We start from the raw sequence: 23,611 nt of genomic DNA on the forward strand, positions 1-23,611 counted from the left end.
GTCAGTGACCATCTCTGCGAGTAATTACAAGATCACGCGGGGGGTGTTGGCTCTGGTGTTGGCTTGGGCTTGGGTTGAGGTTCGGCGCCGTCGACGATCTTCCGCTTGCCGAGCGGGGCGCGCAGCTTCACGGTGGTGGACTTCTTGATGGCCATCGAGATGCACATCGTGTCCTTGGCGGCCGGATCGGTGCCCTCGTAGAGGGTGACGACCACCTTCCTGGCCGTCTCCTTCGTCTTGACGCGGTCGAGCACGGTGCACGGAGCGACCCCCGACCACCAGGTGATCCGCAGTTTCCTGCCGTGGGCGACGGGCTTGATGCTGCGCCATCGCACCTTGTGCGTGCCCAGCGTGCGCCCGTGCGGTTTCACCGGGCCGGCATCCGCGGGGGACGAGGGCCCCACCGCGGGGGCGACCGGGCCGGGCGGGGCCGAGGGCGAGATGCGGCCGGGAGCGCCCAGCGCCCCGGAGGCGGTCGTCACGGTGAGGACAGCGGTGACGACCGCCGCGATGGCCGCACCGGCGACCGTGGTCGTGGTGATGCCGTGGATGGTACGCATACCCCTAAGTACGGAGGCGGCGGCATCGCGGTTCAAGTCGCGGTTCAAGCCTCGGCTCAGTCTGGGTGCGGGGCTCAACTCGCCGCACCGTCAACGATCTTCCGGCCGGCCAACGGGGCGCGCAACTCGACCTTGGTCGTCTTCTGGATCGCGATGAGAATGCAGACCGCGTCGGGCGAGCGCGGGTCCTGACCCTCGTAAAGCGTGACGACCACCTTGTCCGCCCGTTCGTCGACCTCGACCCGGTCGAGCACGTTGCACGGCTCGACGCCCGACCACCAGACGACGTCAAGCGATCGCCCGTCCCCAGAGGGAGTCGCGCTGACCCACGGCACCTTGTGAGTGTTGAGGGTGTGCCCCATCGGGGTGACGGGGGACGGCGAACCGCTCGGAGTGGCCGTACTGGCCGGTACGCCGACCGGCTCGTCGGGTCCACCCGACCCGGACGCCGATCCCGACGCCGATGTGGACGAGGGGTCTCCACAGGCGGCGGCCATGAACAGGAGTGCGACGAGCCAGAAGGTTCTCATATCCCTGAAACGGTCACCGTGTCGGCCGGGTTCACCGATGCCCGGCCCGCGAGGCGGCGGGCCGGGTGCTCTGAATGCCGGGTGCTCTCAATGACGGGTGGGACGTCAGCGCTCGCCCGGCACCCAGTCGTCGTGCTGCTGCGGGGCCGCGGACTTGAGCGTCGCGGCCACGGACGGCGGCACCGGGTCGGGGAACGGCGCGCAGTGCGCGTCCGGCCCCGGCCGGCTCGCGGGCAGCGTGCCGTCGGTCAGGTACGCCTTCCAGATGTCGTCGACGCAGGCGTCGCCGCGACCGGTCAGGCCGTGGTTGCCGCCGCCGTCCATCACCACCAGGCGCGAGGTCGGGAACAGCTTGTGCATCTCGAGCCCGCCCTGGTACGGCGTTGCCGCGTCCTTGGTGTCCTGGAAGAACAGTGCGTCCTTGACCGACCGGCCGTCGATCCGCTGCTCGCGCCCGTGCACCGGCCAGAACGCGCACTGGGCGTTGAACCAGGCGTTCCCCCAGCTCAGGAAGGGCGCCGTACGGTAGGAGCGCGACCAGTCGGTGTGCCAGGTGGTCCAGTCGCGCGGCCAGCGGGCGTCGGAGCACTCGACGGCGGAGTAGACCGCCAGTGTGTTGTCGTCGCCGCTGTTGTCGCCGTAGACGCCGAAGGCGCTGAGCAGCGCGTCCGTCTCACCCGCCGTGGCGTACTTCGCGAGCGCCTCGGCGAGGCGTGGCCAGCGGCTCTTGAGGTAGCCGCCGGCGAGGAACGTGTCGTCGAGTTCGTCCGGACCGACCTTGCCCTCGGCGGGGGTCGCCTTCAGCTTGGCGCGGGCGGCGTAGTAGGCATTCTCCACGTCGGCGGCCGTCGTGCCCAGGTGGTAGGTGTCGTCGTACTTGGCGATCCAGGCGAAGAATTCCTTGGCCCGGGCCTCGAAGGCGTGGTTCTGGTCGATGTTGTGGCCGTACCAGATCCGCTTGGGATTGACGATGCTGTCCAGGACCAGGCGGCGTACCCTGCCCGGGAACAGCGTGGCGTAGGTGGCGCCGAGGTAGGTGCCGTAGGAGTAGCCGACGTAGCTGATCTGCCGCTGGCCGAGCGCCTTGCGGATCTGGTCCATGTCCATGGCCGCGTCGGTCGTGGACATGTGCTTGAGCAGATCGCCGTACTTCTCGCCGCACGCCGCGGCGTAGCCGCGCGCCCGTTCGGCCCAGGCGAGTTCCTCCGGCGGGTTCGCCGGCACGTAGTCGGGCCGCACAGGGTCGGAGTAGTGCGGGTCGCAACTGAGCGACGGTTCGCTGGCGCCGACGCCGCGCGGGTCGAAGCCGATCAGGTCGTACCGCGCGGCCAGATCGGCGCCGAGCCGCGCCCCCATGACTGCCGGGTAGGCCAGGCCGCTGCCGCCGGGACCGCCCGGGTTGAACAGCAGAGCGCCCTGGTAGCGGGCCGTGTCGGTCGCCTTCTTACGCGATACCGCGATCTTGATTTTCTGGCCGCGTGGCCGGTGGTAGTCCATCGGGACCTCGACCATCGCGCACTCGATGCCCGCCGGGAGGTCCTCGCACTGCGCCCATTGGAGAGGCGGCGGGGTGTATTCGGGGGCCGCGGGCGCATCGGCGGTCGCGGGTCCGGCGACCAGTGCTCCGCTCAGCCCCAGGCCGGCTGTGGCCAGCGCGATGAGGATCTTTTTCACCTGGTTACCCCTTCAGCGCGGGCGGCTCCTCGTTGGAACCGGCTTACGGCGCCATCGAGCGATCATTCCTGACAGAGACAGTAAGAGTCGGCAACGACGCCCAGTCGGTTGCGAAACCGCAACTCGAGCACGGCCGCTCCGTCACGCGGGCGGTAAGCTCGATGGGCTCGTCGGCGGGTTAGCCAGGGGGCTCGGCAGGCCGCGAGGAAGATCTCCATGAAGAGGTAGATGCATGATCGCGATTCTCGGGACCGGCAAGATGGGTGAGGCCCTGCTCTCGGGGCTGCTGCGCGCCGGGTTCAGGCCCGAGCAGATCATAGCGACGGCACGCCGGCCGGACCGGGCCGACGCGCTGCGTGAGCGGTACGGCGTGGCGGTGGCGGACAACGCCGAGGCCGCCAAGGGCGCCGAGACGCTCATCCTGGCGGTCAAGCCGCAGGACATGCAGACGCTGCTGGCCGAGATCGCGCCGTACGTGCCGGCCGACCGGCTGGTGATCTCCGTGGCCGCCGGCATCACGACCGGGTTCGTCGAGTCCCGACTGGACGGGCAGGTCCCGGTCGTCCGGGTCATGTCCAACACCCCGGTTCTGGTCGACGAGGCCATGAGCGTCATCTCGGCTGGCTCGTACGCGTCAGAGGAGCACCTGAAGCGCACGGAGGCGCTGCTCAGCCCGGTCGGCAAGGTGCTGCGCATCCCGGAATCGCAGCAGGACGCGGCCACCGCGCTGTCCGGCAGCGGGCCGGCGTACTTCTTCTACCTGGTCGAGGCCATGGTCGACGCGGGCATCCTGCTGGGCATGCCCCGCGCCGCCGCGCTCGACATGGTCACGCAGTCGATCGTCGGTGCGGCGATCATGCTGCGCGACTCGGGGGAGCACCCGGTGATCCTGCGTGAGGCCGTGACCTCGCCCGGTGGCACCACGATCTCCGCCATCGCCGAACTCGAACGGCACCGCGTGCGCGCGGCGTTCCTCGACGCCATCGAGGCCGCTCGCGACCGCAGCCGCCGGCTCGCCTCCGGCTGACAGGCCAGACCGTCAGCCGGTCTCCCGGAAAGGCGGCTTGACCGTCCCTTTACGATGGGCCGGTGACATTTCGTCGCGGGCTTCTCCCGTTGCTCGCCGTTCCGATTGTCCTGGTCGCCGGCTGCACCTCCGCTGAGCCGGCCAGAGCGCAGATCGGCACGGTCGCCCGTGCGCCGGTCAGTGAGGTCGTCGAGGCGCCGGCGACCGTCGTCGCGCGGGCCGCAGCCACCATGACGGCCCCGGTCGCGGGCACCGTCGCCGCGATCTACGTCCAGGACGGCGACACGGTGAAGAAGGGCCAGATCCTGGCGCGGATCAGCTCACCTCAGGCGCGAGAGCATCTCGCCGAGGCCAAGAAGGCCGACAGGAAGGCAGCCCGGCCGATCTCCATGGCCGGTGTGCCCGGCGGGTCCGGCCCGCCCTCCGGACTCGGATCGGCAGCCGTGAGCCCGCCGAGCCTGAACCTGACCTCCACGTCCCTGGACTCGCAGGTCGCACAGGGCTTCGCCAGGGCCAGGAAGGCGACGAAGGCGATAGACGACCCCGCGATCAGGGCCGCCCTGCTGTCCGCGATCGACGAGGCGCAGGCGCGGCAGCGGGACCAGCGGCGGGCGCTCGATCAGGTGGTCGCGAACCTCAACCGGTCGCTCAACCGGTCACTCAATCAGGTGCTCTCACAGGTGACCGGCCGGCTGACCACGCAGCTGACCGGCCAGTTGCGGTCGGGCCTGAGTGGGCTGACGGCGTCCATGTCGTCCCTGCAGGAGGCCTCGCGGTCGCAGACCAGGGCCGCCGTACTGGCCGCCAGGCGGACCGTGGACGCCCTGGTCGTCAGGGCGCCGTTCGGCGGAGTGGTCACGCTCGGGGGTCCCTCCTCCGGCGGTGCGGCGGGCCTCGGCGGCCTGGGCGCGCTCGGCGGCGCGGGTGGCCTTGGCGGCCTGGGTGACCTGGGCGCGCTCAGTAGTCGGCTGACGGCTCCCGGCAGCGGCCGGTCGAGCGGTGTCATCGCGGCCGGGGTGCCGGTCGCCGCGGGGGACGCCATCGTCACGGTGACCGATGTCTCCACGCTCACACTCTCGGCAGATGTCGACGAGACCGACGTGCTGCTCGTGAAGAAGGGGACGCCGGCCCAGGCCGAGTTCGACGCGGTGACCGGCGCGAGCTACACCGCCACGGTGGTGGGCGTCGGCATCTCTCCCAAGCAGGGGGCGACCGGCGGCGTCAGCTATCCCGTACGGCTCGAACTCGGCGAGGGCGCCTACGACGGCGGCGGCGCGGCCCCCGCGCCCAAACCGGGGATGAGCGCGGTGGTGCGGCTCACCGTGCGGCAGTCCCCCGACGCGGTGGCCGTACCCGCTTCGGCGGTCGTGACCAGCGGGCGGGACGCCATCGTCTGGGCGGTGCGCGACGGCAGGGCCGAGCGCCGCGTGATCAGGCTGGGCGCGCAGGGCGACGCGGTCGTGGAGATCCTCGCCGGGGTGTCGCCGGGCGAGCGCGTCGTGGTCAGGGCCGCGGACACCATCCGCCCCGGCCAGCCCCTCCCATGACCGCCGCACGGCCGGCGCCGGCGTTCGAGGCCGTGGACCTCGTCCGCTCCTATCCGCTCGACGGCGGCGTCCGCGTCGACGCGCTGCGCGGGGTCACCCTGTGCATCGACCAGGGGGAGTTCGTGGCGATCGTGGGGCCGTCGGGGTCGGGGAAGTCCACGCTCATGCATCTCCTCGGCTGTCTCGACCGGCCGACGTCCGGCGTGCTCCGGGTGGGCGGGGTGGACGTGTCCACCCTCGACGACACCCGGCTGGCCGAGCTGCGCAACCAGGCGATCGGCTTCGTCTTCCAGTCCTTCCACCTGCTGGCCCGCACCTCGGCGCTGGACAACGTCGCACTTCCCCTGGTCTACCGGGGCGTACCGAGGCCGGAGCGGCGGGCGCGGGCGAGGGCCGCGCTGGAAGCGGTCGGGCTCGGTCACCGGCTCGGGCATCGCCCGTCCCAGATGTCCGGCGGCGAGCAGCAGCGGGTGGCCATCGCGCGGGCTCTGGTCGGCGATCCCGAGGTGCTGCTCGCCGACGAGCCGACCGGCAACCTCGACTCGCGCAACGGCGAGGAGGTGATGGGCCTGCTGGAACGGCTCAACGTCGACGGCGGCGTCGCGGTGGTGCTGGTGACCCACGATCAGGGAGTCGCGGCGCGGGCCCGCCGCCAGATCCACGTCCGCGACGGGCTCGTGGAGCTCGACACGGCCGCCGCCCGTACGGCCCGGCGGGACATCCGGAGCGAATGGAACGAACGGAACGAACGGCACCGAGGAGGCCAACGGGACGGTGACCCACGGTGAGGACGGCCGAAGCGCTCCGGATGGCGCTGGAGGCACTCCGGGTCAACCGGTTGCGCACCATGCTCACCATGCTCGGCGTGATCATCGGTGTGCTGGCGGTGGTGATCCTGGTGGCGATCGGCACCGGGGCCAAGAACGCGGTCGAGAAGGAGATCGCCGGACTGGGCAGCAACATCATCCTGGTGGTGCCCGGCCAGGTGGGGCTGGGCGCCGTGCCGACGCAGAGCCGCCTCGACCTGGCCGACGTGGCCTATCTGAGGCGCGTCGTCGGCGACCCGTCGAAGGTGACGGTCGCCGTGAACTCCGGCGAGCCCGTCCGGGTGGGGCGCACCGAGGTGTTCGCCACGATCACCGGCACCGACGAGTACATGCCCGGCATCTTCGAACGGCCGCTGCACCGCGGGCGCAACCTGAGCGGGACCGATGTCGACACCCGTCGCCGCGTGGCCGTCCTGGGCGCGGAGGTGGCCAGGAAGCTGTTCGGCGACGTGGACCCGGTCGGCCGCCAGGTGGCGATCGCCGGGGTGCGGTTCCGGGTGGTCGGGGTATATGAGACGGTCGGTTCCACCTTCGGCGTCGCCAGGGACCAGGAGGTGCACGTCCCGGTCACCACGGCGCAGCGGCTGATCGGGCTCGACCGGATCAACGGCGTCGCGGTCGGCGCCTCCGGACCCGACGAGATCGAGCCGCTGCGCGGCCGGGTGGTGGCCGCGCTGGAGGCCCGCTACCCGGATGAGAAGTTCTCCGCCGTCACCCAGACGCAGCTCCTCGGCGCGATCGGCACGGTCCTCGGCATGCTCACCGGGGTGCTGGCCGCCATCGCCGGCATCTCGCTGCTGGTCGGCGGAGTCGGTGTGTCCAACATCATGCTCGTCGGAGTGAGGGAGCGCACCAAGGAGATCGGTCTGCGCAAGGCCCTCGGAGCCCGTCAGCGGGACATACTCGGGCAGTTCCTCATCGAGGCCGTGCTGCTGACGACGATCGGCGGCACGATCGGCATCGTCCTCGGCGTGGGCGGGGCGCTGCTGATCGGGGCGGTCACGCCGGTGCCGGCCGCGATCACGTGGTGGTCGATCGTCCTCGCCTTCGGGGTCTCGGCGGTGGTCGGCGTCTTCTTCGGGGTCGCGCCGGCGCGGCGGGCGGGCCGGCTCGACCCGGTGGTCGCCCTGCGCAGCGAATGACCGCGATACGGTCGTGGTCATGAGTCAGGCGGTACGCGTCATCTGGGATGACGCCCTGGTTTCCTACGATTTCGGTCCCGGTCATCCACTCGCACCGGTGCGCGTCGAGCTCACCATGGCCCTCGCCCGCGATCTGGGCGTGCTGGACGGCGCCGAAATGGGCGGTTGCGTCCCGGCCACCGACGACGAACTGGCGCTCGTGCACAAACGGGACTACATCGAGGCGGTCAAGGCGGTCTCCAGGAGCGGCCGTCCCGACCTGCGCCACGGGCTGGGCACGGACGACAACCCCGCCTTCGTCGGCGTGCATGAGGCGGCGGCCCTGGTGACCGGGGCGACCTTGGCGGCGGCACGCGCGGTGTGGCGCGGCGAGGCCGAGCACGCCGTCAACGTGGCGGGCGGCCTGCACCACGCGATGGCGGCCACGGCGAGCGGGTTCTGCGTCTACAACGACCCGGCCGTGGCGATCGCCTGGCTGCTTTCCCAGGGCGCCTCCAGGGTCGCCTACGTGGACGTCGACGTCCACCACGGCGACGGCGTCCAGGCGATGTTCTACGACGACCCGCGGGTGCTCACGATCAGCTTGCACGAGAGCCCGCGCACGCTCTTCCCGGGAACGGGCTTTCCGCAGGAGACGGGCGCCGAGGGGGCGGAGGGCACCGCGGTCAACGTGGCGCTGCCCGCCGGTTGCGGTGACGCGGGCTGGCTGCGGGCCTTCCACGCCGTCGTGCCGCCGCTGCTGCGCGAGTTCGCGCCGGAGGTGCTGGTGACGCAGCAGGGCTGCGACAGCCACGCGCTCGATCCGCTCGCCAACCTCATGCTGAGCGTGGACGGCCAGCGTACGGCTTACGCGGCGCTGCACGGGCTGGCCCATGAGACCGCGAGCGGACGGTGGATCGCCGTGGGCGGCGGAGGTTACGAACTCGTGCGGGTCGTGCCGCGGGCGTGGACGCATCTGATCGCGGAGGCGGTCGGCGCCCCCGTCGACCCGCGGACGCCGACTCCGGGAAGCTGGCGCGCCCTGGTCGAGGAGCGGCTGGAGGAGACGGCGCCGCTGACGATGACCGACGGGCGGGACGCGTCCTGGCGCGAGATCTCCGAGGGATACGACCCGGCGGACGCGACCGATCGGGCGATCATGGCGACCAGGAACGCGGTCTTCCCGTTCCACGGTCTGGATCCGATGCCTTGAACGCCTTTCGGGCACCCCAAATCAGGGTATCTCGGAGCCACTTTCCGATCCCTCGCCTCACCGTTTGCCAACTTTTCGGTGTTCCTGGGCGAGGCTGAAGGGTAAGGCGTTGGTCTGTTCCAGCATTGTGATGCGAGGGGCGGGGCGGCTGCTGCCAGCGACTTTCCCGATTTTGCCGAAGCGGGGCCGCAAAATGGGGGGTTTGCCTACTCGGAGTCCCGACTTACGCTGACAGCAGTACACGTGCGTGAGCGATGGCACCAGTGGGGATAACCCGGAAACACGTGCGGAAGAGGCGTCCGATGGGTGCAGGCGAAAGACCTCTCAGCGAGGTGAAGTTTCTGACGGTGGCAGAGGTGGCCACTGTCATGCGGGTGTCCAAGATGACGGTGTACCGGCTCGTGCACTCGGGCGAGTTGCCGGCCATCAGGGTCGGCCGTTCCTTCAGAGTGCCGGAGCAGGCGGTGCACGACTACTTGAGGGACGCGTTCATCGAAGCCGGATGAGGCGGCCCGCTGATCAGCGGCCATGCGGGGTCCCTGGGGAGCGATCTACCGCGGATCGCCGGTAGGCTGTTGAGCCGGTGTGCGCTCGCGCGCCGGTTCCGACATCCGCCACCTTCACCTGGGGGTCCCGTGGGCTCTGTGATCAAGAAGCGCCGCAAGCGCATGGCCAAGAAGAAGCACCGCAAGCTGCTCAAGAAGACGCGCATCCAGCGGCGTAACAAGAAGTAGCCGGACGGAGCGCGCACCTGCCATGCGAGGCGTCGATGGCCCATAACGTGCTCGTCACCGGGGTCTCCCGCCATATCGGCCGGCGAGTGGCGAGCGCTCTCGCCGCGGACCCGGACGTCGACCGTGTGATCGGCGTCGACACGGTGCCGCCCTCCTCCCCGTCCCGGGATGACGGCACGCCGCCGCTCGGCCGTACCGAATTCGTCCGCGTCGACCTGCGCAGCCCTGACGTGGTGCGGGTCATCTCGGCGGCGGACGTCGACACCGTGGTGCACCTGAGCCTGGTGAGCGGCCCGGCCAAGAGCCGCTCAGCCGTCAAGGAGCACAACGTCATCGGCACCATGCAGTTATTGGCGGCGTGCCAGCGATCGGAGACGGTGCGCAGGGTGGTGGTGCGCTCGACCACGGCCGTGTACGGCTCATCGCCGAACGCCCCGGCCGTGTTCAGTGAGGACACCGAGCCGGCCGAGGCGTCGCACCACGGTTACGAGAAGGACGCGGTCGAGGTCGAGGCGAGCGTCCGGGGCTTCTCCCGGCGGCGGCCGGACGTGGTGACCACCACGTTGCGGTTCGCCGCCCTGATGGGTCCCGGCGTCGATTCGCCGTTGACGCGGTACTTCTCGCAGCCTGTGCTGCCCACCGTGTTCGGCTTCGACCCGCGGTTGCAGTTCGTTCATGAGGACGACGCGGTCGAGGTGCTCGGCCGTGTCGCGCGGCAGGACCACCCGGGCGTGTTCAACGTGGCCGGCGACGGCGTGCTGCTCCTGTCCCAGTGCGCTCGGCGGGCGGGCCGGCCGGTGGTGCCGGTGCCGTCCCCGGCGCTGCGGCTTCTCGGCTTCTCGTCGGAACAGCTCTCGCTGCTGACGCACGGACGGGTTGTGGACGCCGGTCGGCTCGCCGCCGAGCTCGGTCGGCGGCCGAAGTTCGGTACGGCCGCCGCGTTCGAAGACTTCCTGGCGGGGCGGCGATGAGCGAGCCGACGGGCCCCGAGACGAGCCCCGAGACGAGCCGGGATGTGGGCGAGGCGATGACCGAGCTGTTCGCGTTCTTGCGGCGCAGGATCTCGGGAGATTACGAGATCGACGAGTTCGGCTTCGATCCGGAGTTTCACGACAAGGTGCTGCTTGAGCTGCTGCGACCGCTCTACCGGCACTGGTTCCGGGTGGAGACCCTCGGCGTGGCGAACGTGCCCGTGGACTCGGGTGCCCTCGTCGTGGCCAACCACTCCGGCACGCTGCCGCTCGACGCGCTGATGCTGCAGGTCGCGTCGCACGACGAGGCGGGCCGGGCGGTCCGGTTGCTGGGCGCGCACCTGGTCTACCAGCTTCCCATGCTGGGTCACCTGGCCCGCAAGGGCGGCCACACGCTGGCCTGCCCGGAGGACGCCGACCGGCTACTGCGCAAGGGAGAGCTGGTCGGGGTGTTCCCCGAGGGCTTCAAGGGCATCGGCAAGCCGTTCTCGGAGCGCTATCGGCTCCAGCGGTTCGGCCGGGGCGGCTTCGTCACCTCGGCGATCCGCGCCGGCGTGCCGATCGTTCCCTGCTCGATCGTGGGGGCGGAGGAGATCTACCCCAAGATCGGCGAGGTTCCGGTGCTGGCCAGGATGCTCGGCCTGCCGTACCTGCCGATCACTCCGTTCTTCCCCTGGCTCGGCCTGTTCGGGCTGGTTCCGCTGCCGTCGAAGTGGCTGATCGAGTTCGGCGAGCCGATCCGCACCGACGAGTTCGACCCGGAGCAGGCCGACGATCCGGCCGTGATCTTCGAGCTGACCGATCACATCCGGGAGACCATGCAGCAGCGGCTCAATGACGTCCGTCTCCGCCGTGGCCCCGCATTCCAGCCGTTCTGACCGTTCGGGCTGTGTCGTTCTGGCCGTGTCATGAACGGCGGGAGCGGGGAGATCAGACCATCGAACGGTAGTGCTTGCGCAGGGCGATGCCGGCCGCCACGCCTCCCGCGATCGCGCCGGCGGTCGCGGCGATCGGCAGACCGACCATCGTGACCTTGCGGCCGGTCCGGAAGTCGCGGGTGTCCCAGCCCTGCTCCCTGGCGTGTTCGCGCAGCTCGCTGTCGGGGTTTATCGCGTGTGGGTGCCCGACCAGCGAGAGCATCGGCAGGTCGTTGGCCGAGTCACTGTAGGCCGAGCAGCGGGACAGGTCGAGTCCCTCGCGGCGGGCCAGCGCCCGGATGGCCTCGGCCTTGGCCGGCCCGTGGAGCAGGTCGCCGACGAGCCTGCCGGTATAGGCGCCGCCGGAGGTCTCCGCCACCGTGCCGAGAGCCCCGGTCAGGCCGAGTCGCTGGGCGATCACCCGGGCCAGCTCGATCGGGGTGGCGGTGACCAGCCACACCCGCTGTCCGGCGTCCAGGTGCCCCTGGGCCAGGGCCCGGGTGCCGGCCCAGACCCGGTCGGCCATCACCTCGTCGTAGATCTCCTCGCCCAGCCGTACGACGTCGTCGACCTTCAGGCCGGCCACGAACGCGAGCGCCATCTCCTTGGCCTTGGCGATGTGCTCCGGGTTCTCGTTGCCCCGGATCCGAAACCATGCCTGACCGAGGGCGAACTTCGTGAGATCCCTGGTGGTGAACAGGCCCCGCGCGGCCAGGCCGCGGGCGAAGTGGTAGATCGAGGCGCCGCGCATCATCGTGTTGTCGACGTCGAAGAACGCGGCCGCCGTGGGGTCGGGCTCGACCGCCGGGGCCGCGAGGACCGCTGCGGCAGCCACCTCACCGGCCATCTCCGCCGCCTCCCGCCGTCGCAATAGCCGCCTCATGGCTCATCAGCTTAACCGCCGGGAGCGCGTGCGCGGCGTGAGCGTGAGCGGCGGGTGCCGTGTCACTGGCCGGAAGCCGCGAAGGAGTCGATATAGCTCAGGTACTGCTGTGCTTTGTCGCGATTCGTGCGGTCGAGCTTCGGCAGCAGCGGCTCCACCAATGTGCGCTGCTGACGTGCGAAGCGGCGGGCCTCGCCGGTCGTCTGGCTGTCGCGCACGACGTGGCTCAGGGCGGCCCTCGTCGTGGTGTCCATGTCGTCGAGGGTCTCCGCGATCAGCCGGCGCCGTTCCGGCGCGGACTCCCGCGGAGCGGGCTCGTCGAGGAGGCACGCCGTCTCCGCCGCCCGCAGATGTGCCGCCGCCATCTCCCGCCGGGCGAGGTCCTCATCGTCGTACGCCAGGGACAGCAGCGTCGACTCGGCCCCTCGTTTGAGTGGATAGAGCAGGTCACCCGGCACAGAGTGATGTGTCCTGACACCGGTGGCGAACATGCCGACCATCAGCAGCGCGAACACCAGGATCGGGCCGAACGCCGAGCGGCGGCGGGACGCGCGGTGCCGGTGCCGACGCCGGACCGTTTTCGGCGCGGCGGCGGCCTGCCGCGCCCTCTCGGCGGCGTGCTCGCGAAGCAACTCCGCGCGCAGGCGGGCGTGGAACTCCGGGCTCGGGCCGGGAAGCGCGCCGAGATCGGCGACGCGTGCCGCGACCCGGCGCGAGTTCTTCCACCGGCCCATGACGCTCCCCGCCGCCCCCCACTTGATCATCAACCCCTACACCTGCCCAACGAGGTGAAACCGATGGAGTTACGGCAGGTTGTGCTAATCGAGATCCTTCGGTAGCGCGCGGGCCAGTGACTTGATCGCGCGGAACTGGAGCGCCTTGATCGCCCCGCTCTTCTTGCCCATGATCAGCGCGGTCTCGGCGAGCGACATCCCGTGCAGGAACCGTAGGATCACGCACTCCTGCTGCTCCGCGCCGAGCTGCTTGATCGCCTGCATCACCCGTTCGTTGACCATGTTCGCGACAACGGCGTTCTCGGGGATGTGCGGGCCGTCGAGGGGCGTGTCGAACACCTCGGCCGTGGTCACCTCCAGGCGGTTGCGGCCCGACTTGTAGTGGTCGGTGACAAGATTGCGGGCGATCGTCACCAGCCAGGCCCCGAAGTCGCGGCCCTGCCAGGTGAAGTCGGCGATGCCGCGCAACGCGCGCAGGAAGGTCTCGCTGGTGAGGTCCTCGGCGAGGGCGTGACCGCCCACCCGAAAGTAGACGTACCTGTAGACCAGGTCGAGGTACCGGTCATAGAGCATGCCGAACGCCTCGCTGTCGCCCGTCTTGGCGCGCAGCACCAGCGCCCGCATTTCGTCACGATCGTGTTCGTGTTCGTGCTCGTGGGTGATGCGGCGGGCGGTGGCTGGTGGGGACAGCCCGGCCAACGGCCACGTGTTCGGCATCCGGTGTCCCTTGGGGGGGAAGGGGAGTCGGCGTGCTCGAACACTCTACCCGTACAGGGCCGGGCACCGGCTACCGATGAGAAGGGATTGTCCGGCAGCATGGGGTCCACCATGGAACTCGTTGTCGCTCTCCTCGCGTTCGCCGGCGCCCTGCTCGCCGGGATAACGACCGGCGTGCTCGTCAATCGTCTTCGCGGCGAGCCCGCGGGCTGGTTGGTCGCCTGGAGCATCACCACGGGCGCGCTGACTCTGTCGCTCGGTGCGATCGCCATCGGTCACCTCGCCGGTTTCGGGGGGCCGACCTTCCGGGCACTCCAGATCACCGGATCGCTGCTGGCACCGCTGTGGCTCGCGGTGGGCGTGATGCAACTTCTGGCCGAGAAGGCGTCGGCCCGTTTCTCGGGGTGGCTGATCGGCGTCTCCGTCACCGTGGTCGGGTCGGTGATCATGCTGCTCGACCCCCTCGCCGGGCAGTTCACCAAGCAGCTTCCCGACGGCCCGGCGCACTGGGACATCTGGCCCGAGTGGCTGCTACGCGGAGTCCACGGGCTCGTGATCCTGATGCTGCTGATCTCGCTGGCGATCGCCATGCTGAGCTGGCGCGACGGGGACGACTACGACGTCGACAACATGAACGCGACGGTCGTGCTCGCCCCGGCGGGCATGGCGCTGTCGGCCGCTCTCGAGCTCACGCTCCCCGGGATCGTGATCGTGGCTCTCATGGCCGCGACCGCCGGTGGGATCTGGTACGCCGTGGCCCGGCCGCTCGCGCCGTACGACGACGAGGATGATGAGGACGACGACGACGGCTACGACGCCACCGAAGGGCGGAGCGCCGCTACTCGTCCATCCGCCGGGGCCCGCTCAGCCCGCTCATCCCGCTCAACTGGGGGGCAGGTGAGCGCTGCGGCGGATTCCAAGGCGGGAGGTGCGATCCCGCCGCGCCGCTCCGGCCTGGGCGACCTCGTCGCGGAATATCGGGCCGGTGAGCAGAGCGAGGTCGACTACGCCGCCAGGATGCGACAGCACCAGGACGATTTTCCCCCCAGGCGGCCGCATGGCGATTTCCCTCCCCCTCCGGACTTCGATCCCCGGCAGCCTCAGCCGGACGACTTCGGCGGTCCCGCCACGGGCCAGATCATGGTCTCGCCCGAGTACGGTGCCGAGTACGGGCCCGAGTACGGCATGCCGGTCGGGGCGCCGCCGGTTCCCGAGGCCGCGCCGATCCCCGAGGATCTTGCGGCGAATTTCGGGGTCGGTTTCGGCGGGGCAGCGGCCAGGCAGCGCGCGACCGGGTCGCACGCGGCGGGACAGCATGCGACAGGGCAGCATGCGACAGGGCAGGCGGCCAAACGCGGCGACCGTACGGTGCGACCGGCGCCCGGCATCTACGGGCTGCTGACGGTGTTCACGCTGCTGGACGGCTCGGGAGAGGCGTTCGACAAGCTGGCGGAGGAGACGGTCGAGGCGGTGCGGCGTAACGAGCCGGACACGCTGGTCTTCGTCTGCCACGCGGTCAAGTCGGCACCGCTCCAGCGCATCGTCTATGAGCTTTACCGGGATGAAGTCGGCTACACAGAGCACCAGCGCCAGCCGCACATGGAGCGCTTCGTCACAGAACGGCAGCCGCTGGTGCTGGCGGCGAACGTCATCGAGCTCTCCGTCAACGCGGCCAAGGTCGTCCCTCTCCCGACCGCGCTCTTCTAGTGCGCGGTCTTCGCGGGCTCACCTGGACAGCGCGGCGCGCAGGCGGGCCTCGTCGATGTGCCAGTAGCCCTGCTGCACACCGTCGACCAGGATGACGGGGATCATCTCCCAGTACTTGGCGAAGTCCTCGGGAGACCGGGTGATGTCGCGCTCCTCCCAGCTCACCCCGAGATCGCCGGCCACGCGTTCGACCACCGCGCGGGCTTCCTCGCACAGGTGGCACCCGGGTTTCCCGAGCAACATGATCCGCGTCATGTTCCCAGCTTATTTGGGCGGAGAGCACGGGGCGAGTTCGCGATCGAGCGTCCAGGCTGGGACAGTGGAGACACAGGCCCGACTTTGTGCATGCCTTCACAAAGGCACTAATCTGATGTCCAATCGCCTTCACCCCTTGGAGCTCCGGCACGTGACCCGCCGTATCCCGCAAGCACGCGACCGCGGTATCCCCGACGCCACCGTGGCGAGGCTGCCGCTGTACCTGCGCGCGCTCAATGGGCTGGCCGAGCGGGGCACTCCGACGGTCAGCTCGGAGGATCTCGCGGCGGCAGCCGGGGTGAACTCGGCCAAACTCCGCAAGGACCTGTCCCACCTCGGCTCGTACGGCACCCGGGGAGTGGGCTACGACGTCCAGTATCTGATCTACCAGATCTCCCGTGAGCTGGGTCTCACCCAGGACTGGGCCGTGGCCATCGTCGGGGTGGGTAACCTCGGGCGAGCCCTCGCCAACTATGGCGGGTTCGTGTCCAGGGGGTTCAGGATCGCGGGCCTGCTCGACGGGGACCCGCAGGTGGTGGGCGACCGTATCGCGGGGTTGACCGTCGAGCACGCCGACGAGCTGGAAACCGTGATCAAAAGGCGTGGGGTGTCGATTGTGGTGATCGCGACGCCGGCGAGCGCGGCCCAGCAGGTCTGTGACCGGGTCATCGAGGCGGGGGTGACGAGCATCCTGAACTTCGCTCCGGTCGTCCTGTCCGTACCCGACGGAGTGGATGTCCGAAAAGTCGATTTATCGATCGAGTTGCAGATCCTGGCGTTCCACGAGCAGCGCAAAGCGGACGGGGTGGTCATGTGAGTGAGCGATCGAACGGAGCGAACTCATGAGTCTCCTGGCCGTCGGCCTCAGCCATCACACGACCCCGGTGGCGATGCTCGAGCGCGTCACGGTGAGCGGCGACGCACTCGTCAAGCTGCTGCACGACGTGCGGCAGGACGACAACGTCTCCGAGGCCCTCGTCGTGTCCACGTGCAACCGGGTGGAGGTCTACGCGGCCGTCGACCGCTTCCACGGCGGCGTGACGGCGGTGACGGACCTGCTGGCCGTGCACTCCGGCCTGCCGACCGGGCAGCTCGCCGACCACCTCTACGTGCACTACCGGGAGCGTGCGGTCCAGCACCTGTTCACCGTCGCCTGTGGGCTCGACTCCATGGTCGTCGGCGAGGGGCAGATCCTCGGTCAGATCCGCTCGGCGCTGCGGCTGGCCCAGGACGAGGGCACCGCCGGGACCATACTCAACGAACTCGCCCAGCACGCGCTGCGCGTCGGTAAGCGGGCCCACGCCGAGACCGGCATCGACCAGGCCGGGGCCTCGCTGGTCGGGGTGGGCCTGACCCTCGCCGAGCGGGTCATCGGCCCGATCGCGGGCAGACGCGCCCTGGTCGTCGGCGCGGGCTCGATGAGCTCGCTGGCGGCCGCGACCCTGTCCCGGGCCGGCGTCACCGACATCGTCATCGCCAACCGCACCTTCGAGCGCGCCGTACGGCTCGCCGGGATCGTCGGCGGGCGGGCCGTGGAGTCGGCTGCGGTCCAGGCCGAGCTGGCCAGGGCCGACCTGGTCATCTCCTGTGTGGGGGCGGGCCACCGGTCGATCACCGTCGAAATGGTGGAGACCGCGATGCGGGGCCGCCACGACGCGCTGTTCCTGCTCGACCTGGCGCTGCCGCACGACGTGGATCCCGGTGTGCGGGCGCTCCCGGAGGTGACGCTGGTCGACCTGGAGTCGATGCAGCGGTCCGGGCTGGGCTCCGACGGCCCGTCCGAGGGAGTGACCGACGGTGGGCGAGGCCGGGCCATCGGCGATGTCCGGCGCATCATCGCGGAGGAGGCCGCGGCCTACCTGGACGCCGAACGGGCCTCCGTGGTGACGCCGACCGTGATAGCGCTGCGCAGCATGGCCGCGGGCGTGGTCGAGGCCGAGATCGGCCGGCTGATGTCGCGACTGCCCGAGATCGACGGGCGGGTGCGCGACGAGGTCACCCAGACCGTGCGCAGGGTGGTGGACAAGCTGCTGCACGAGCCGACTGTGCGGATCAAGAAACTGGCCGCTTCGCCCGGGGGTGATCAGTACGCGGAGGCGCTTCGCGAGCTGTTCGACCTCGACCCGGCGGCTCCGGAGGCCGTTTCCAGGATGGAGGCAGACCAATGAGCGGTGACACCGCCCTGCGGATGGGCACCCGCAAGAGCGTGATGGCGACCACCCAGTCCGGGCGCGTCGGCGACCGCCTGACCGCACGCACCGGCCGAGCCGTACAGCTGGTGGGCGTCACGACGTTCGGCGACGTCTCGCGGGCCCACCTGACCCAGCTCGGCGGGACCGGCGTCTTCGTGAGCGAGCTGCGCAACAAGCTGATCGACGGTGAGATCGACTTCGCCGTCCACTCGTTGAAGGACCTGCCCACGACCCCGGACGAGCGGATCGCCCTGGCCGCGATCACCGTGCGGGACGACCCGCGGGACGCACTCGTCAGCAACGTCAAGTTCGCCGACCTGCCCGCCGGGGCACGGATCGGCACCGGCTCGCCGCGCCGGGTCTCCCAGCTCCGCATGCTCAGACCGGACCTGGAGTACGTCCCCATCAGGGGGAACGGGGACACCCGCATCGGCAAGGTCACCTCCGGCGAGCTGGACGGCGTGGTCATGGCCGCCGCCGGGCTGGGCCGTCTCGGCCGGGACTCCGACATCTCGCAGGTGTTCGAGGTGGACGAGGTGCTGCCCGCTCCCGGGCAGGGCGCCCTCGCCGTCGAGTGCCTGGCGAGCCGCACCGATCTCATCGAGTTGCTGAGCGTCCTCGACGACCCGCACACGCGGGCGGCGGTGACGGCTGAGCGCTCGGTGCTCGCCGCCCTCGAGGCCGGATGCTCGGCGCCGGTAGGTGCCTTTGCCTCCGGTGACGGGCACATTCTCAATCTAACCGCGGCCGTCGTCGCCGTCGACGGCCTCCGGTCCGTGCGCAAGTCCGCCTCCGGACCTTCTCCGGCGGCCATGGACCTGGGTCGCGATCTCGCGGCCGCCATGATCGCGGAAGGGGCCGGCACGTTGATGGGGGAGCAGGCCCATTGAGCCCCGCTATTGACCACAGTCCACAGTCCCGGTCCGGGTTCGTCGCGTTCGTCGGCGCCGGCCCGGGTGACGAGAACCTGCTCACGCTGCGTGGTGCCGACCTGTTGAGCAAGGCGGACGTCGTCGTCCTGGACCGCGGGGCGTACGGCTCTCTGCTGCGCCACTGCCGGAAGGGTGTCGAGGTCGTGGAGACGACGGACGTCTCGGCGCACCCGGCGGAGAACTCGGTGTCGTTGAAGATCCTCCAGGAGGCCAGGGCCGGACGGACCGTCGTACGGCTGTGCCCCGGCGACCCGTCGTTCTTCTCCTCCGTGACCGAGGAGGTCGCGGCATGCGGCAAGGCCGACGTCGAGTTCGAGGTCGTCCCCGGCGTCACGCCGGCGACGGCCGTGCCGGCCTACGCGGGCATCCCGTCGGCCGCCGCCGTGCCGGAGTTCCGGGTCGTCGACGCCGCCCAGGTGGACGACTGGACCGCGCACGCGACCTGTGCCGGCACACTCGTGATCTACAACGGCGTGGCGGAAGCCGTTCCGATCGGCAAGGCGCTGATCGCGGCGGGGATGCCGGACACCACGCCGGTGGCGGTCACCAGTGACGGCACGACCATCGAGCAGTACACCGTGGTCTCCACGCTCGGTCGCCTGGGCCCCGACCTCAAGCACGCCGGAATGACCGAGCCCGCGTTGATCATCATCGGGGAGAACGTCGCCCACCGGGAACGCATGTCCTGGTTCGAGACCAAGCCGCTGTTCGGCTGGCGGGTGCTGGTGCCGCGCACCAAGGAGCAGGCCAAGGGGCTGTCCGAGCAGCTGCGTTCGTACGGCGCGGTGCCCGAGGAGGTGCCGACGATCTCCGTCGAGCCGCCGCGCACCCCGCAGCAGATGGACCGGGCGATCAAGGGTCTGGTCAACGGCCGCTACGAGTGGGTCGCCTTCACCAGCGCCAACGCGGTGAAGGCGGTGCGGGAGAAGTTCGAGGAGTACAGCCTGGACGCGCGGGCGTTCTCCGGGCTCAAGGTCGCGGCGGTGGGTGAGGCCACCGCCCGGGCGCTGGTGGAGTTCGGCGTGCGGCCCGACCTGATGCCCGCAGGCGAGCAGTCCTCGGAGGGGCTGCTGGCCGAGTGGCCGCCGTACGACTCGATGCTGGACCCGATCAACCGCGTCCTGCTGCCCCGGGCGGACATCGCGACCGAGGCGCTCGTCGCCGGGCTCACCGATCTCGGCTGGGAGTGCGACGACATCACGGCTTACCGGACCGTGCGCGCGGCGCCTCCACCCGCGCCGATCCGGGAGGCGATCAAGGGCGGCGGGTTCGACGCGGTGCTGTTCACCTCGTCCTCGACCGTACGGAACCTCGTCGGCATCGCCGGCAAACCGCACAATGTCACCGTCATCGCGGTGATCGGCCCGCAGACGGCGAAGACCGCCGAGGAGTTCGGCCTGCGGGTCGACGTGATGTCGGAGAAACCGTCGGCTTCCACCCTCGCCGCCGCCCTGGCGGACTATGGTGCCAAGATGCGGCACGCGGCCGTCACGGCGGGAGAGGTGCCGCGTCGGCCGTCCCAGATGCGCAGAGGCGCCCGCCGCAGGGTGAGGTGAGACCACAGTGAACGCGCGTTTTCCGCAGGTTCGCCCGCGGCGGCTGCGCCGTACCGGGGCGATGCGGCGCATGGTCGCGGGGACGCGGCCGCACCCGGCCGATCTGATCCTGCCGGTGTTCGTCAAGGAGGGCATCGCCGAGCCGCAGCCGGTGGCGTCGATGCCGGGTGTCGTCCAGCACACCCGCGAGTCGCTGCGCAAGGCGGCCCATGAGGCGGCCGAGGCGGGTGTCGGCGGCATCATGCTGTTCGGCATCCCGGCGTACAAGGACGCGCGCGGCTCGGCCGCCGACGATCCGGACGGGATCGTGCAGGTCGCGCTGCGGGACATCGCCGGCGAGGTGGGTGACTCGCTCGTCGTGATGACCGACACCTGCCTGGACGAGTACACCGATCACGGGCACTGCGGCCTGCTGACCGACAGCGGGGAGGTGGACAACGACGCCACCCTGGAACGTTACGCGGCGGCGGCGGTCGCCCAGGCGGCCGCGGGCGCCCAGATGGTCGCGCCGAGCGGCATGATGGACGGCCAGGTCGCGGCCATCCGGGCGGCGCTGGACGCGAACGGCTTCGCCGACATCCCGATCATGGCCTACTCGGCGAAGTACGCCTCCGCCTTCTACGGGCCGTTCCGGGACGCGGCGGAGTGCGCGCCCCAGTTCGGCGACCGCGCGGCCTACCAGCAGGATCCGGCGGGGCCGGTCGGCGAGGCGCTGCGCGAGGTGCGGCTCGACCTCGCCGAGGGCGCGGACGCGGTGATGGTCAAGCCCGCGCTGGCCTACCTCGACGTCCTCCGCCAGGTGCGCGACCTGGTCGACGTTCCGGTCGCGGCCTACCAGGTCAGCGGCGAGTACGCGATGGTCGAGGCGGCGGCGGCGAACGGCTGGATCGACCGCGAGCGGATCATCATGGAGTCGCTGGTCGCGATCCGCCGCGCCGGAGCCGACCTGATCCTGACCTACTGGGCGACCGAGGTGGCGCGCCGACTATCCTGACTGGTCAACAGTGCATTGTGGGGAGGAGCGCCATGGTGGGGGTGCCGCTGGCCCGGCGCGCGAAACGGCGTCCGCACCGGGCGCCGCGCAAGATCACTGCGGTGTTGGAATACGCCCAGCTCGGCTGGGCGAGCTGTCCCGGCGCCCATCCGCTGACCGAGGGCGGCAGGGCCTGCTCGTGTGACCGCGTCGGCTGTCCCGATCCCGGTAGGCATCCGCTGTCGCCCGCCTGGCAGGTGCAGGCCACGACGGACGCCACACTGCTCACGCGATGGTGGGGGCAGGAGCCCGAGGCCAACGTGATCCTGCCGACCGGCCGGGTGTTCGACGTGTTCGACGTACCCGTCGCCGTGGGATCCGCCACGCTGGCCGCGATGGACGCCGCCGGCTTCGAGACGGGCCCGGTCGCCGAGAACGGCGACCGGGTTCTTTTTTACGTGGCCACCCGGGGAGCCCCCGAGGATGAGGACGAGTGGTGGTCGTGCCATCTCGACGCGGGGCCCGCGACCATCGACGCCACGCCGAGTCTGCGCTGGCACTGCCGGGACAGCTACGTCCTCGCGCCGCCCTCGACGCTGCCCGACGACGACGCCGTGCGGTGGATCCGGCCGCCCGACGGCCGTCCCCTCCCCGACCCGCTGCGCGTCCTTGACCTGCTCGCCGACTTCTGCGAGTGACCTCAGCAACCCCGTGAGCCGGGCCGTTGATCCGAGACCGTAATCTGGGGGGCGTGACTCGAACGCAGACCTCGGAGGCCCTGTTCGCCCGCGCCGGTGAGATCGTCCCCGGCGGAGTGAACTCGCCGGTCCGCGCCTTCGGCGCCGTGGGCGGCACACCCCGTTTCATGGCCTCCGGGCAGGGGCCGTACGTCACAGACGTGGACGGCAACCGCTACGTCGATCTGGTGTGCTCCTGGGGCCCGATGATCCTCGGCCACCGGCATCCCGCCGTCGTGGCGGCGGTGGAGGAGGCCGTCGGCCGCGGTTTCTCGTTCGGCACCGCGACCGAGGGCGAGGTTCTGCTCGCCGAGGAGATCGTCTCCCGCGTCACCCCGGTCGAGAAGGTCCGCCTGGTCAGCTCCGGCACCGAGGCCACGATGTCGGCCGTACGGCTCGCACGCGGCTTCACCGGCCGATCCAAGATCATCAAGTTCGCCGGCTGCTACCACGGTCACGTCGACGCGCTGCTGGCGTCCGCCGGCTCCGGGGTGGTCACCTTCGGGCTGCCCGACACCCCCGGGGTCACCGGAGCCTCCGCGGCCGACACGATCGTCCTGCCGTACAACTCGGTGGCGGCCGTCGAGGAGGCGTTCCGGGCGTTCGAGATCGCCTGCGTGATCACCGAGGCGTGCCCGGCGAACATGGGCGTGGTGCCCCCGGCGGCCGGGTTCAACCGGCGCCTGCGTGAGCTGTGCACCGAGCACGGAGCACTGCTGATCCTCGATGAGGTGCTGACCGGCTTCCGGGTCTCCGCCTCCGGCTGGTACGGAATCGACCCGGTCGAGGCCGACCTCATGACGTTCGGCAAGGTGATGGGCGGCGGGCTGCCGGCGGCGGCGTTCGGCGGGCGGGCAGACGTCATGGCCCACCTCGCCCCCGAGGGGCCCGTCTATCAGGCGGGCACGCTGTCGGGTAACCCGCTGGCCTGCGCCGCCGGGCTGGCCACGCTGCGGGCCTGCGAACAGGGCGTCTACGACCGGGTGGACGCGGCGGCCCAGACGGTCGGACAGGCCGCCTCGGACGCGCTGAGCGCCGCGGGGGTGCCCCACCGGCTCCAACGGGCGGGCAACCTCTTCTCGATCTTCTTCACGGACGGGCCGGTCGTCGACTTCGACTCCGCCAAGGCCCAGGACTCCGGGGCCTACCGGGCGTTCTTCCACAGCATGCTCGACCAGGGCGTCTATCTGCCGCCGTCGGCGTTCGAGGCGTGGTTCCTGTCGGCCGCCCACGACGAGGAGGCGCTCAGCCGCGTCGCCGACGCACTCCCCACCGCCGCCAAGGCCGCCGCCCAGGCCGCAGGGGCCTGAGGCTCACTTGACCAACGCGTCCTACGTCAGGAGCGGCAGGACCCGCAGACTTTCGAGGAGCCGCCACATGCCGCTTGAAGGATCCTGATCAAGGGCTCCACAATTCGGCTTGGTTCCACGCTTATGCGCACACTTGTCCGTAGCGCACAGCTTGCCCAGGGTGCGTGCATTGGTGCAAGCGGTCTTGATCCGGGGAAGCAGTTCGAGTGCCCGCGCGCCGGTGATCCTCTTGTCCTTGTCGCCGAATTCGGCGAAGCCGGAGCATCGGGCGAGCAGGCGATGGATCTCCCTGTTCGAACCGTTCTGCGGGACGTCGTAGAGCTTGTAGTGGAGATACAGCCAGAAGTCGAATGACGGATTCGAGAAGGCCACCTTGATCTTCGAGTGCGATGAGAGTAAGGCCAGAGCGCTCGCGGCGTCCACATGTTCGTCCGTAAACAACCAGCCGGTGCGCAGAGCGTGATGGCCGCTGGCCCGGCGTCGATCTGACCGCT

The 23,611-nt window shown here is 70.5% G+C and carries 25 protein-coding genes; 17 read left to right on the forward strand and 8 right to left on the reverse strand.

From position 1 onward, the window contains the following. Positions 1–32: 32 nt before the first annotated feature. The 3 genes from ACFHYQ_RS23390 to ACFHYQ_RS23400 form a co-directional block, all read right to left on the reverse strand. Positions 33–560 carry a hypothetical protein gene (locus tag ACFHYQ_RS23390; protein ID WP_394303277.1) on the reverse strand — a complete coding sequence of 176 codons (528 nt, stop codon included), beginning with the start codon at positions 558–560 and terminating at the stop codon, positions 33–35. 74 nt (positions 561–634) lie between these two features. Then, on the reverse strand, positions 635–1,090 hold the full coding sequence (locus ACFHYQ_RS23395) for a hypothetical protein (protein ID WP_394303278.1): 456 nt from the start codon (positions 1,088–1,090) through the stop codon (positions 635–637). A 105-nt stretch (positions 1,091–1,195) separates the two neighbouring features. Then, positions 1,196–2,764, reverse strand: coding sequence for an alpha/beta hydrolase (locus ACFHYQ_RS23400; protein WP_394303279.1), 1,569 nt, complete (start codon positions 2,762–2,764; stop codon positions 1,196–1,198). Between the two features lie 232 nt (positions 2,765–2,996). Between ACFHYQ_RS23400 and proC the strand changes: the two genes are divergently transcribed. From proC to ACFHYQ_RS23445, 9 genes are all read left to right on the forward strand, one after another. Beyond that, positions 2,997–3,791, forward strand: a complete 795-nt coding sequence (gene proC, locus ACFHYQ_RS23405; protein WP_394303280.1) for a pyrroline-5-carboxylate reductase — start codon at positions 2,997–2,999, stop codon at positions 3,789–3,791. Positions 3,792–3,853: 62 nt separating this feature from the next. Continuing rightward, positions 3,854–5,338: an efflux RND transporter periplasmic adaptor subunit gene (locus tag ACFHYQ_RS23410; RefSeq protein ID WP_394303281.1), complete on the forward strand. Its 1,485-nt coding sequence runs from the start codon at positions 3,854–3,856 to the stop codon at positions 5,336–5,338. Then, positions 5,335–6,126, forward strand: coding sequence for an ABC transporter ATP-binding protein (locus ACFHYQ_RS23415; protein ID WP_394303282.1), 792 nt, complete (start codon positions 5,335–5,337; stop codon positions 6,124–6,126). Before ACFHYQ_RS23410 ends, ACFHYQ_RS23415 begins: the two co-directional genes overlap by 4 nt. Next, complete coding sequence (locus tag ACFHYQ_RS23420; RefSeq protein ID WP_394303283.1) at positions 6,123–7,307, forward strand: ABC transporter permease; 1,185 nt, start codon at positions 6,123–6,125, stop codon at positions 7,305–7,307. The genes ACFHYQ_RS23415 and ACFHYQ_RS23420 overlap by 4 nt, the downstream gene beginning before the upstream one ends. Positions 7,308–7,326: 19 nt before the next feature. Further along, positions 7,327–8,499: an acetoin utilization protein AcuC gene (locus ACFHYQ_RS23425; RefSeq protein WP_394303284.1), complete on the forward strand. Its 1,173-nt coding sequence runs from the start codon at positions 7,327–7,329 to the stop codon at positions 8,497–8,499. Positions 8,500–8,801: 302 nt separating this feature from the next. After that, a complete protein-coding gene (locus tag ACFHYQ_RS23430; RefSeq protein WP_030456159.1) occupies positions 8,802–9,005 on the forward strand; it encodes a helix-turn-helix domain-containing protein in 204 nt (67 codons plus the stop codon). A 129-nt stretch (positions 9,006–9,134) separates the two neighbouring features. Beyond that, a complete protein-coding gene (locus ACFHYQ_RS23435; protein ID WP_018654693.1) occupies positions 9,135–9,233 on the forward strand; it encodes a 30S ribosomal protein bS22 in 99 nt (32 codons plus the stop codon). 35 nt (positions 9,234–9,268) lie between these two features. Continuing rightward, a complete protein-coding gene (locus ACFHYQ_RS23440; protein ID WP_394303285.1) occupies positions 9,269–10,204 on the forward strand; it encodes an NAD-dependent epimerase/dehydratase family protein in 936 nt (311 codons plus the stop codon). After that, positions 10,201–11,082 carry a lysophospholipid acyltransferase family protein gene (locus ACFHYQ_RS23445; protein WP_394303286.1) on the forward strand — a complete coding sequence of 294 codons (882 nt, stop codon included), beginning with the start codon at positions 10,201–10,203 and terminating at the stop codon, positions 11,080–11,082. Before ACFHYQ_RS23440 ends, ACFHYQ_RS23445 begins: the two co-directional genes overlap by 4 nt. 52 nt (positions 11,083–11,134) lie before the next feature. Here ACFHYQ_RS23445 and ACFHYQ_RS23450 read toward each other — a convergent pair whose 3' ends face one another. The 3 genes from ACFHYQ_RS23450 to ACFHYQ_RS23460 all read right to left on the reverse strand — a co-directional run bounded on the left by ACFHYQ_RS23450 (position 11,135) and on the right by ACFHYQ_RS23460 (position 13,455). Further along, positions 11,135–12,004, reverse strand: a complete 870-nt coding sequence (locus ACFHYQ_RS23450; protein WP_394303287.1) for an HAD family hydrolase — start codon at positions 12,002–12,004, stop codon at positions 11,135–11,137. Positions 12,005–12,066: 62 nt separating this feature from the next. Then, positions 12,067–12,768 carry a hypothetical protein gene (locus tag ACFHYQ_RS23455; protein WP_394303288.1) on the reverse strand — a complete coding sequence of 234 codons (702 nt, stop codon included), beginning with the start codon at positions 12,766–12,768 and terminating at the stop codon, positions 12,067–12,069. 54 nt (positions 12,769–12,822) lie between these two features. Next, on the reverse strand, positions 12,823–13,455 hold the full coding sequence (locus ACFHYQ_RS23460; RefSeq protein WP_394303289.1) for a sigma-70 family RNA polymerase sigma factor: 633 nt from the start codon (positions 13,453–13,455) through the stop codon (positions 12,823–12,825). Between the two features lie 111 nt (positions 13,456–13,566). On the opposite strand from ACFHYQ_RS23460, the gene ACFHYQ_RS23465 reads away from it, so the two are divergent. Beyond that, on the forward strand, positions 13,567–15,162 hold the full coding sequence (locus tag ACFHYQ_RS23465; protein WP_394303290.1) for a putative quinol monooxygenase: 1,596 nt from the start codon (positions 13,567–13,569) through the stop codon (positions 15,160–15,162). A gap of 18 nt (positions 15,163–15,180) precedes the next feature. On the opposite strand, the gene ACFHYQ_RS23470 is transcribed toward ACFHYQ_RS23465, so the two are convergent. Next, positions 15,181–15,417, reverse strand: coding sequence for a glutaredoxin family protein (locus ACFHYQ_RS23470; protein ID WP_394303291.1), 237 nt, complete (start codon positions 15,415–15,417; stop codon positions 15,181–15,183). A 151-nt stretch (positions 15,418–15,568) separates the two neighbouring features. On the opposite strand from ACFHYQ_RS23470, the gene ACFHYQ_RS23475 reads away from it, so the two are divergent. From ACFHYQ_RS23475 to hemL, 7 genes are read left to right on the forward strand one after another with little or no spacing between them, the layout of a single operon-like run. Beyond that, positions 15,569–16,234, forward strand: coding sequence for a redox-sensing transcriptional repressor Rex (locus tag ACFHYQ_RS23475; RefSeq protein ID WP_394303292.1), 666 nt, complete (start codon positions 15,569–15,571; stop codon positions 16,232–16,234). A 25-nt stretch (positions 16,235–16,259) separates the two neighbouring features. Beyond that, the gene (locus ACFHYQ_RS23480; RefSeq protein WP_394303293.1) at positions 16,260–17,585 is read left to right on the forward strand and encodes a glutamyl-tRNA reductase; all 1,326 of its coding nucleotides are present in this window, start codon (positions 16,260–16,262) and stop codon (positions 17,583–17,585) included. Then, on the forward strand, positions 17,582–18,499 hold the full coding sequence (gene hemC / locus ACFHYQ_RS23485) for a hydroxymethylbilane synthase (protein WP_394303294.1): 918 nt from the start codon (positions 17,582–17,584) through the stop codon (positions 18,497–18,499). Before ACFHYQ_RS23480 ends, hemC begins: the two co-directional genes overlap by 4 nt. Continuing rightward, a complete protein-coding gene (locus ACFHYQ_RS23490; RefSeq protein ID WP_394303295.1) occupies positions 18,496–20,097 on the forward strand; it encodes a bifunctional uroporphyrinogen-III C-methyltransferase/uroporphyrinogen-III synthase in 1,602 nt (533 codons plus the stop codon). Before hemC ends, ACFHYQ_RS23490 begins: the two co-directional genes overlap by 4 nt. Positions 20,098–20,104: 7 nt before the next feature. Further along, complete coding sequence (hemB, locus tag ACFHYQ_RS23495) at positions 20,105–21,091, forward strand: porphobilinogen synthase (protein ID WP_394303296.1); 987 nt, start codon at positions 20,105–20,107, stop codon at positions 21,089–21,091. A 32-nt stretch (positions 21,092–21,123) separates the two neighbouring features. After that, positions 21,124–21,768, forward strand: a complete 645-nt coding sequence (locus ACFHYQ_RS23500; RefSeq protein ID WP_394303297.1) for a bifunctional DNA primase/polymerase — start codon at positions 21,124–21,126, stop codon at positions 21,766–21,768. 53 nt (positions 21,769–21,821) lie between these two features. Then, on the forward strand, positions 21,822–23,117 hold the full coding sequence (hemL, locus tag ACFHYQ_RS23505; protein WP_394303298.1) for a glutamate-1-semialdehyde 2,1-aminomutase: 1,296 nt from the start codon (positions 21,822–21,824) through the stop codon (positions 23,115–23,117). Between the two features lie 21 nt (positions 23,118–23,138). Here hemL and ACFHYQ_RS23510 read toward each other — a convergent pair. Then, positions 23,139–23,611 (reverse strand): RloB domain-containing protein (locus ACFHYQ_RS23510; protein ID WP_394303299.1); only part of this gene is annotated, 473 nt, incomplete at its 5' end.

Source organism: Sphaerimonospora cavernae (assembly GCF_042435035.1).
Lineage (GTDB): Bacteria > Actinomycetota > Actinomycetes > Streptosporangiales > Streptosporangiaceae > Sphaerimonospora > Sphaerimonospora cavernae.

Excerpts from the sequence above, each read along its gene's own strand:
- ACFHYQ_RS23390 (WP_394303277.1), bottom strand. The coding sequence starts at position 560 with ATGCGTACCATCCACGGCATCACCACGACCACGGTCGCCGGTGCGGCC.
- ACFHYQ_RS23395 (WP_394303278.1), bottom strand. The coding sequence starts at position 1,090 with ATGAGAACCTTCTGGCTCGTCGCACTCCTGTTCATGGCCGCCGCCTGT.
- proC (WP_394303280.1), top strand. The coding sequence starts at position 2,997 with ATGATCGCGATTCTCGGGACCGGCAAGATGGGTGAGGCCCTGCTCTCG.
- ACFHYQ_RS23415 (WP_394303282.1), top strand. The coding sequence starts at position 5,335 with ATGACCGCCGCACGGCCGGCGCCGGCGTTCGAGGCCGTGGACCTCGTC.
- ACFHYQ_RS23425 (WP_394303284.1), top strand. The coding sequence starts at position 7,327 with ATGAGTCAGGCGGTACGCGTCATCTGGGATGACGCCCTGGTTTCCTAC.
- ACFHYQ_RS23430 (WP_030456159.1), top strand. The coding sequence starts at position 8,802 with ATGGGTGCAGGCGAAAGACCTCTCAGCGAGGTGAAGTTTCTGACGGTG.
- ACFHYQ_RS23440 (WP_394303285.1), top strand. The coding sequence starts at position 9,269 with ATGGCCCATAACGTGCTCGTCACCGGGGTCTCCCGCCATATCGGCCGG.
- ACFHYQ_RS23445 (WP_394303286.1), top strand. The coding sequence starts at position 10,201 with ATGAGCGAGCCGACGGGCCCCGAGACGAGCCCCGAGACGAGCCGGGAT.
- ACFHYQ_RS23450 (WP_394303287.1), bottom strand. The coding sequence starts at position 12,004 with ATGAGGCGGCTATTGCGACGGCGGGAGGCGGCGGAGATGGCCGGTGAG.
- ACFHYQ_RS23455 (WP_394303288.1), bottom strand. The coding sequence starts at position 12,768 with ATGATCAAGTGGGGGGCGGCGGGGAGCGTCATGGGCCGGTGGAAGAAC.
- ACFHYQ_RS23460 (WP_394303289.1), bottom strand. The coding sequence starts at position 13,455 with ATGCCGAACACGTGGCCGTTGGCCGGGCTGTCCCCACCAGCCACCGCC.
- ACFHYQ_RS23465 (WP_394303290.1), top strand. The coding sequence starts at position 13,567 with ATGGAACTCGTTGTCGCTCTCCTCGCGTTCGCCGGCGCCCTGCTCGCC.
- ACFHYQ_RS23470 (WP_394303291.1), bottom strand. The coding sequence starts at position 15,417 with ATGACGCGGATCATGTTGCTCGGGAAACCCGGGTGCCACCTGTGCGAG.
- ACFHYQ_RS23480 (WP_394303293.1), top strand. The coding sequence starts at position 16,260 with ATGAGTCTCCTGGCCGTCGGCCTCAGCCATCACACGACCCCGGTGGCG.
- hemC (WP_394303294.1), top strand. The coding sequence starts at position 17,582 with ATGAGCGGTGACACCGCCCTGCGGATGGGCACCCGCAAGAGCGTGATG.
- ACFHYQ_RS23500 (WP_394303297.1), top strand. The coding sequence starts at position 21,124 with ATGGTGGGGGTGCCGCTGGCCCGGCGCGCGAAACGGCGTCCGCACCGG.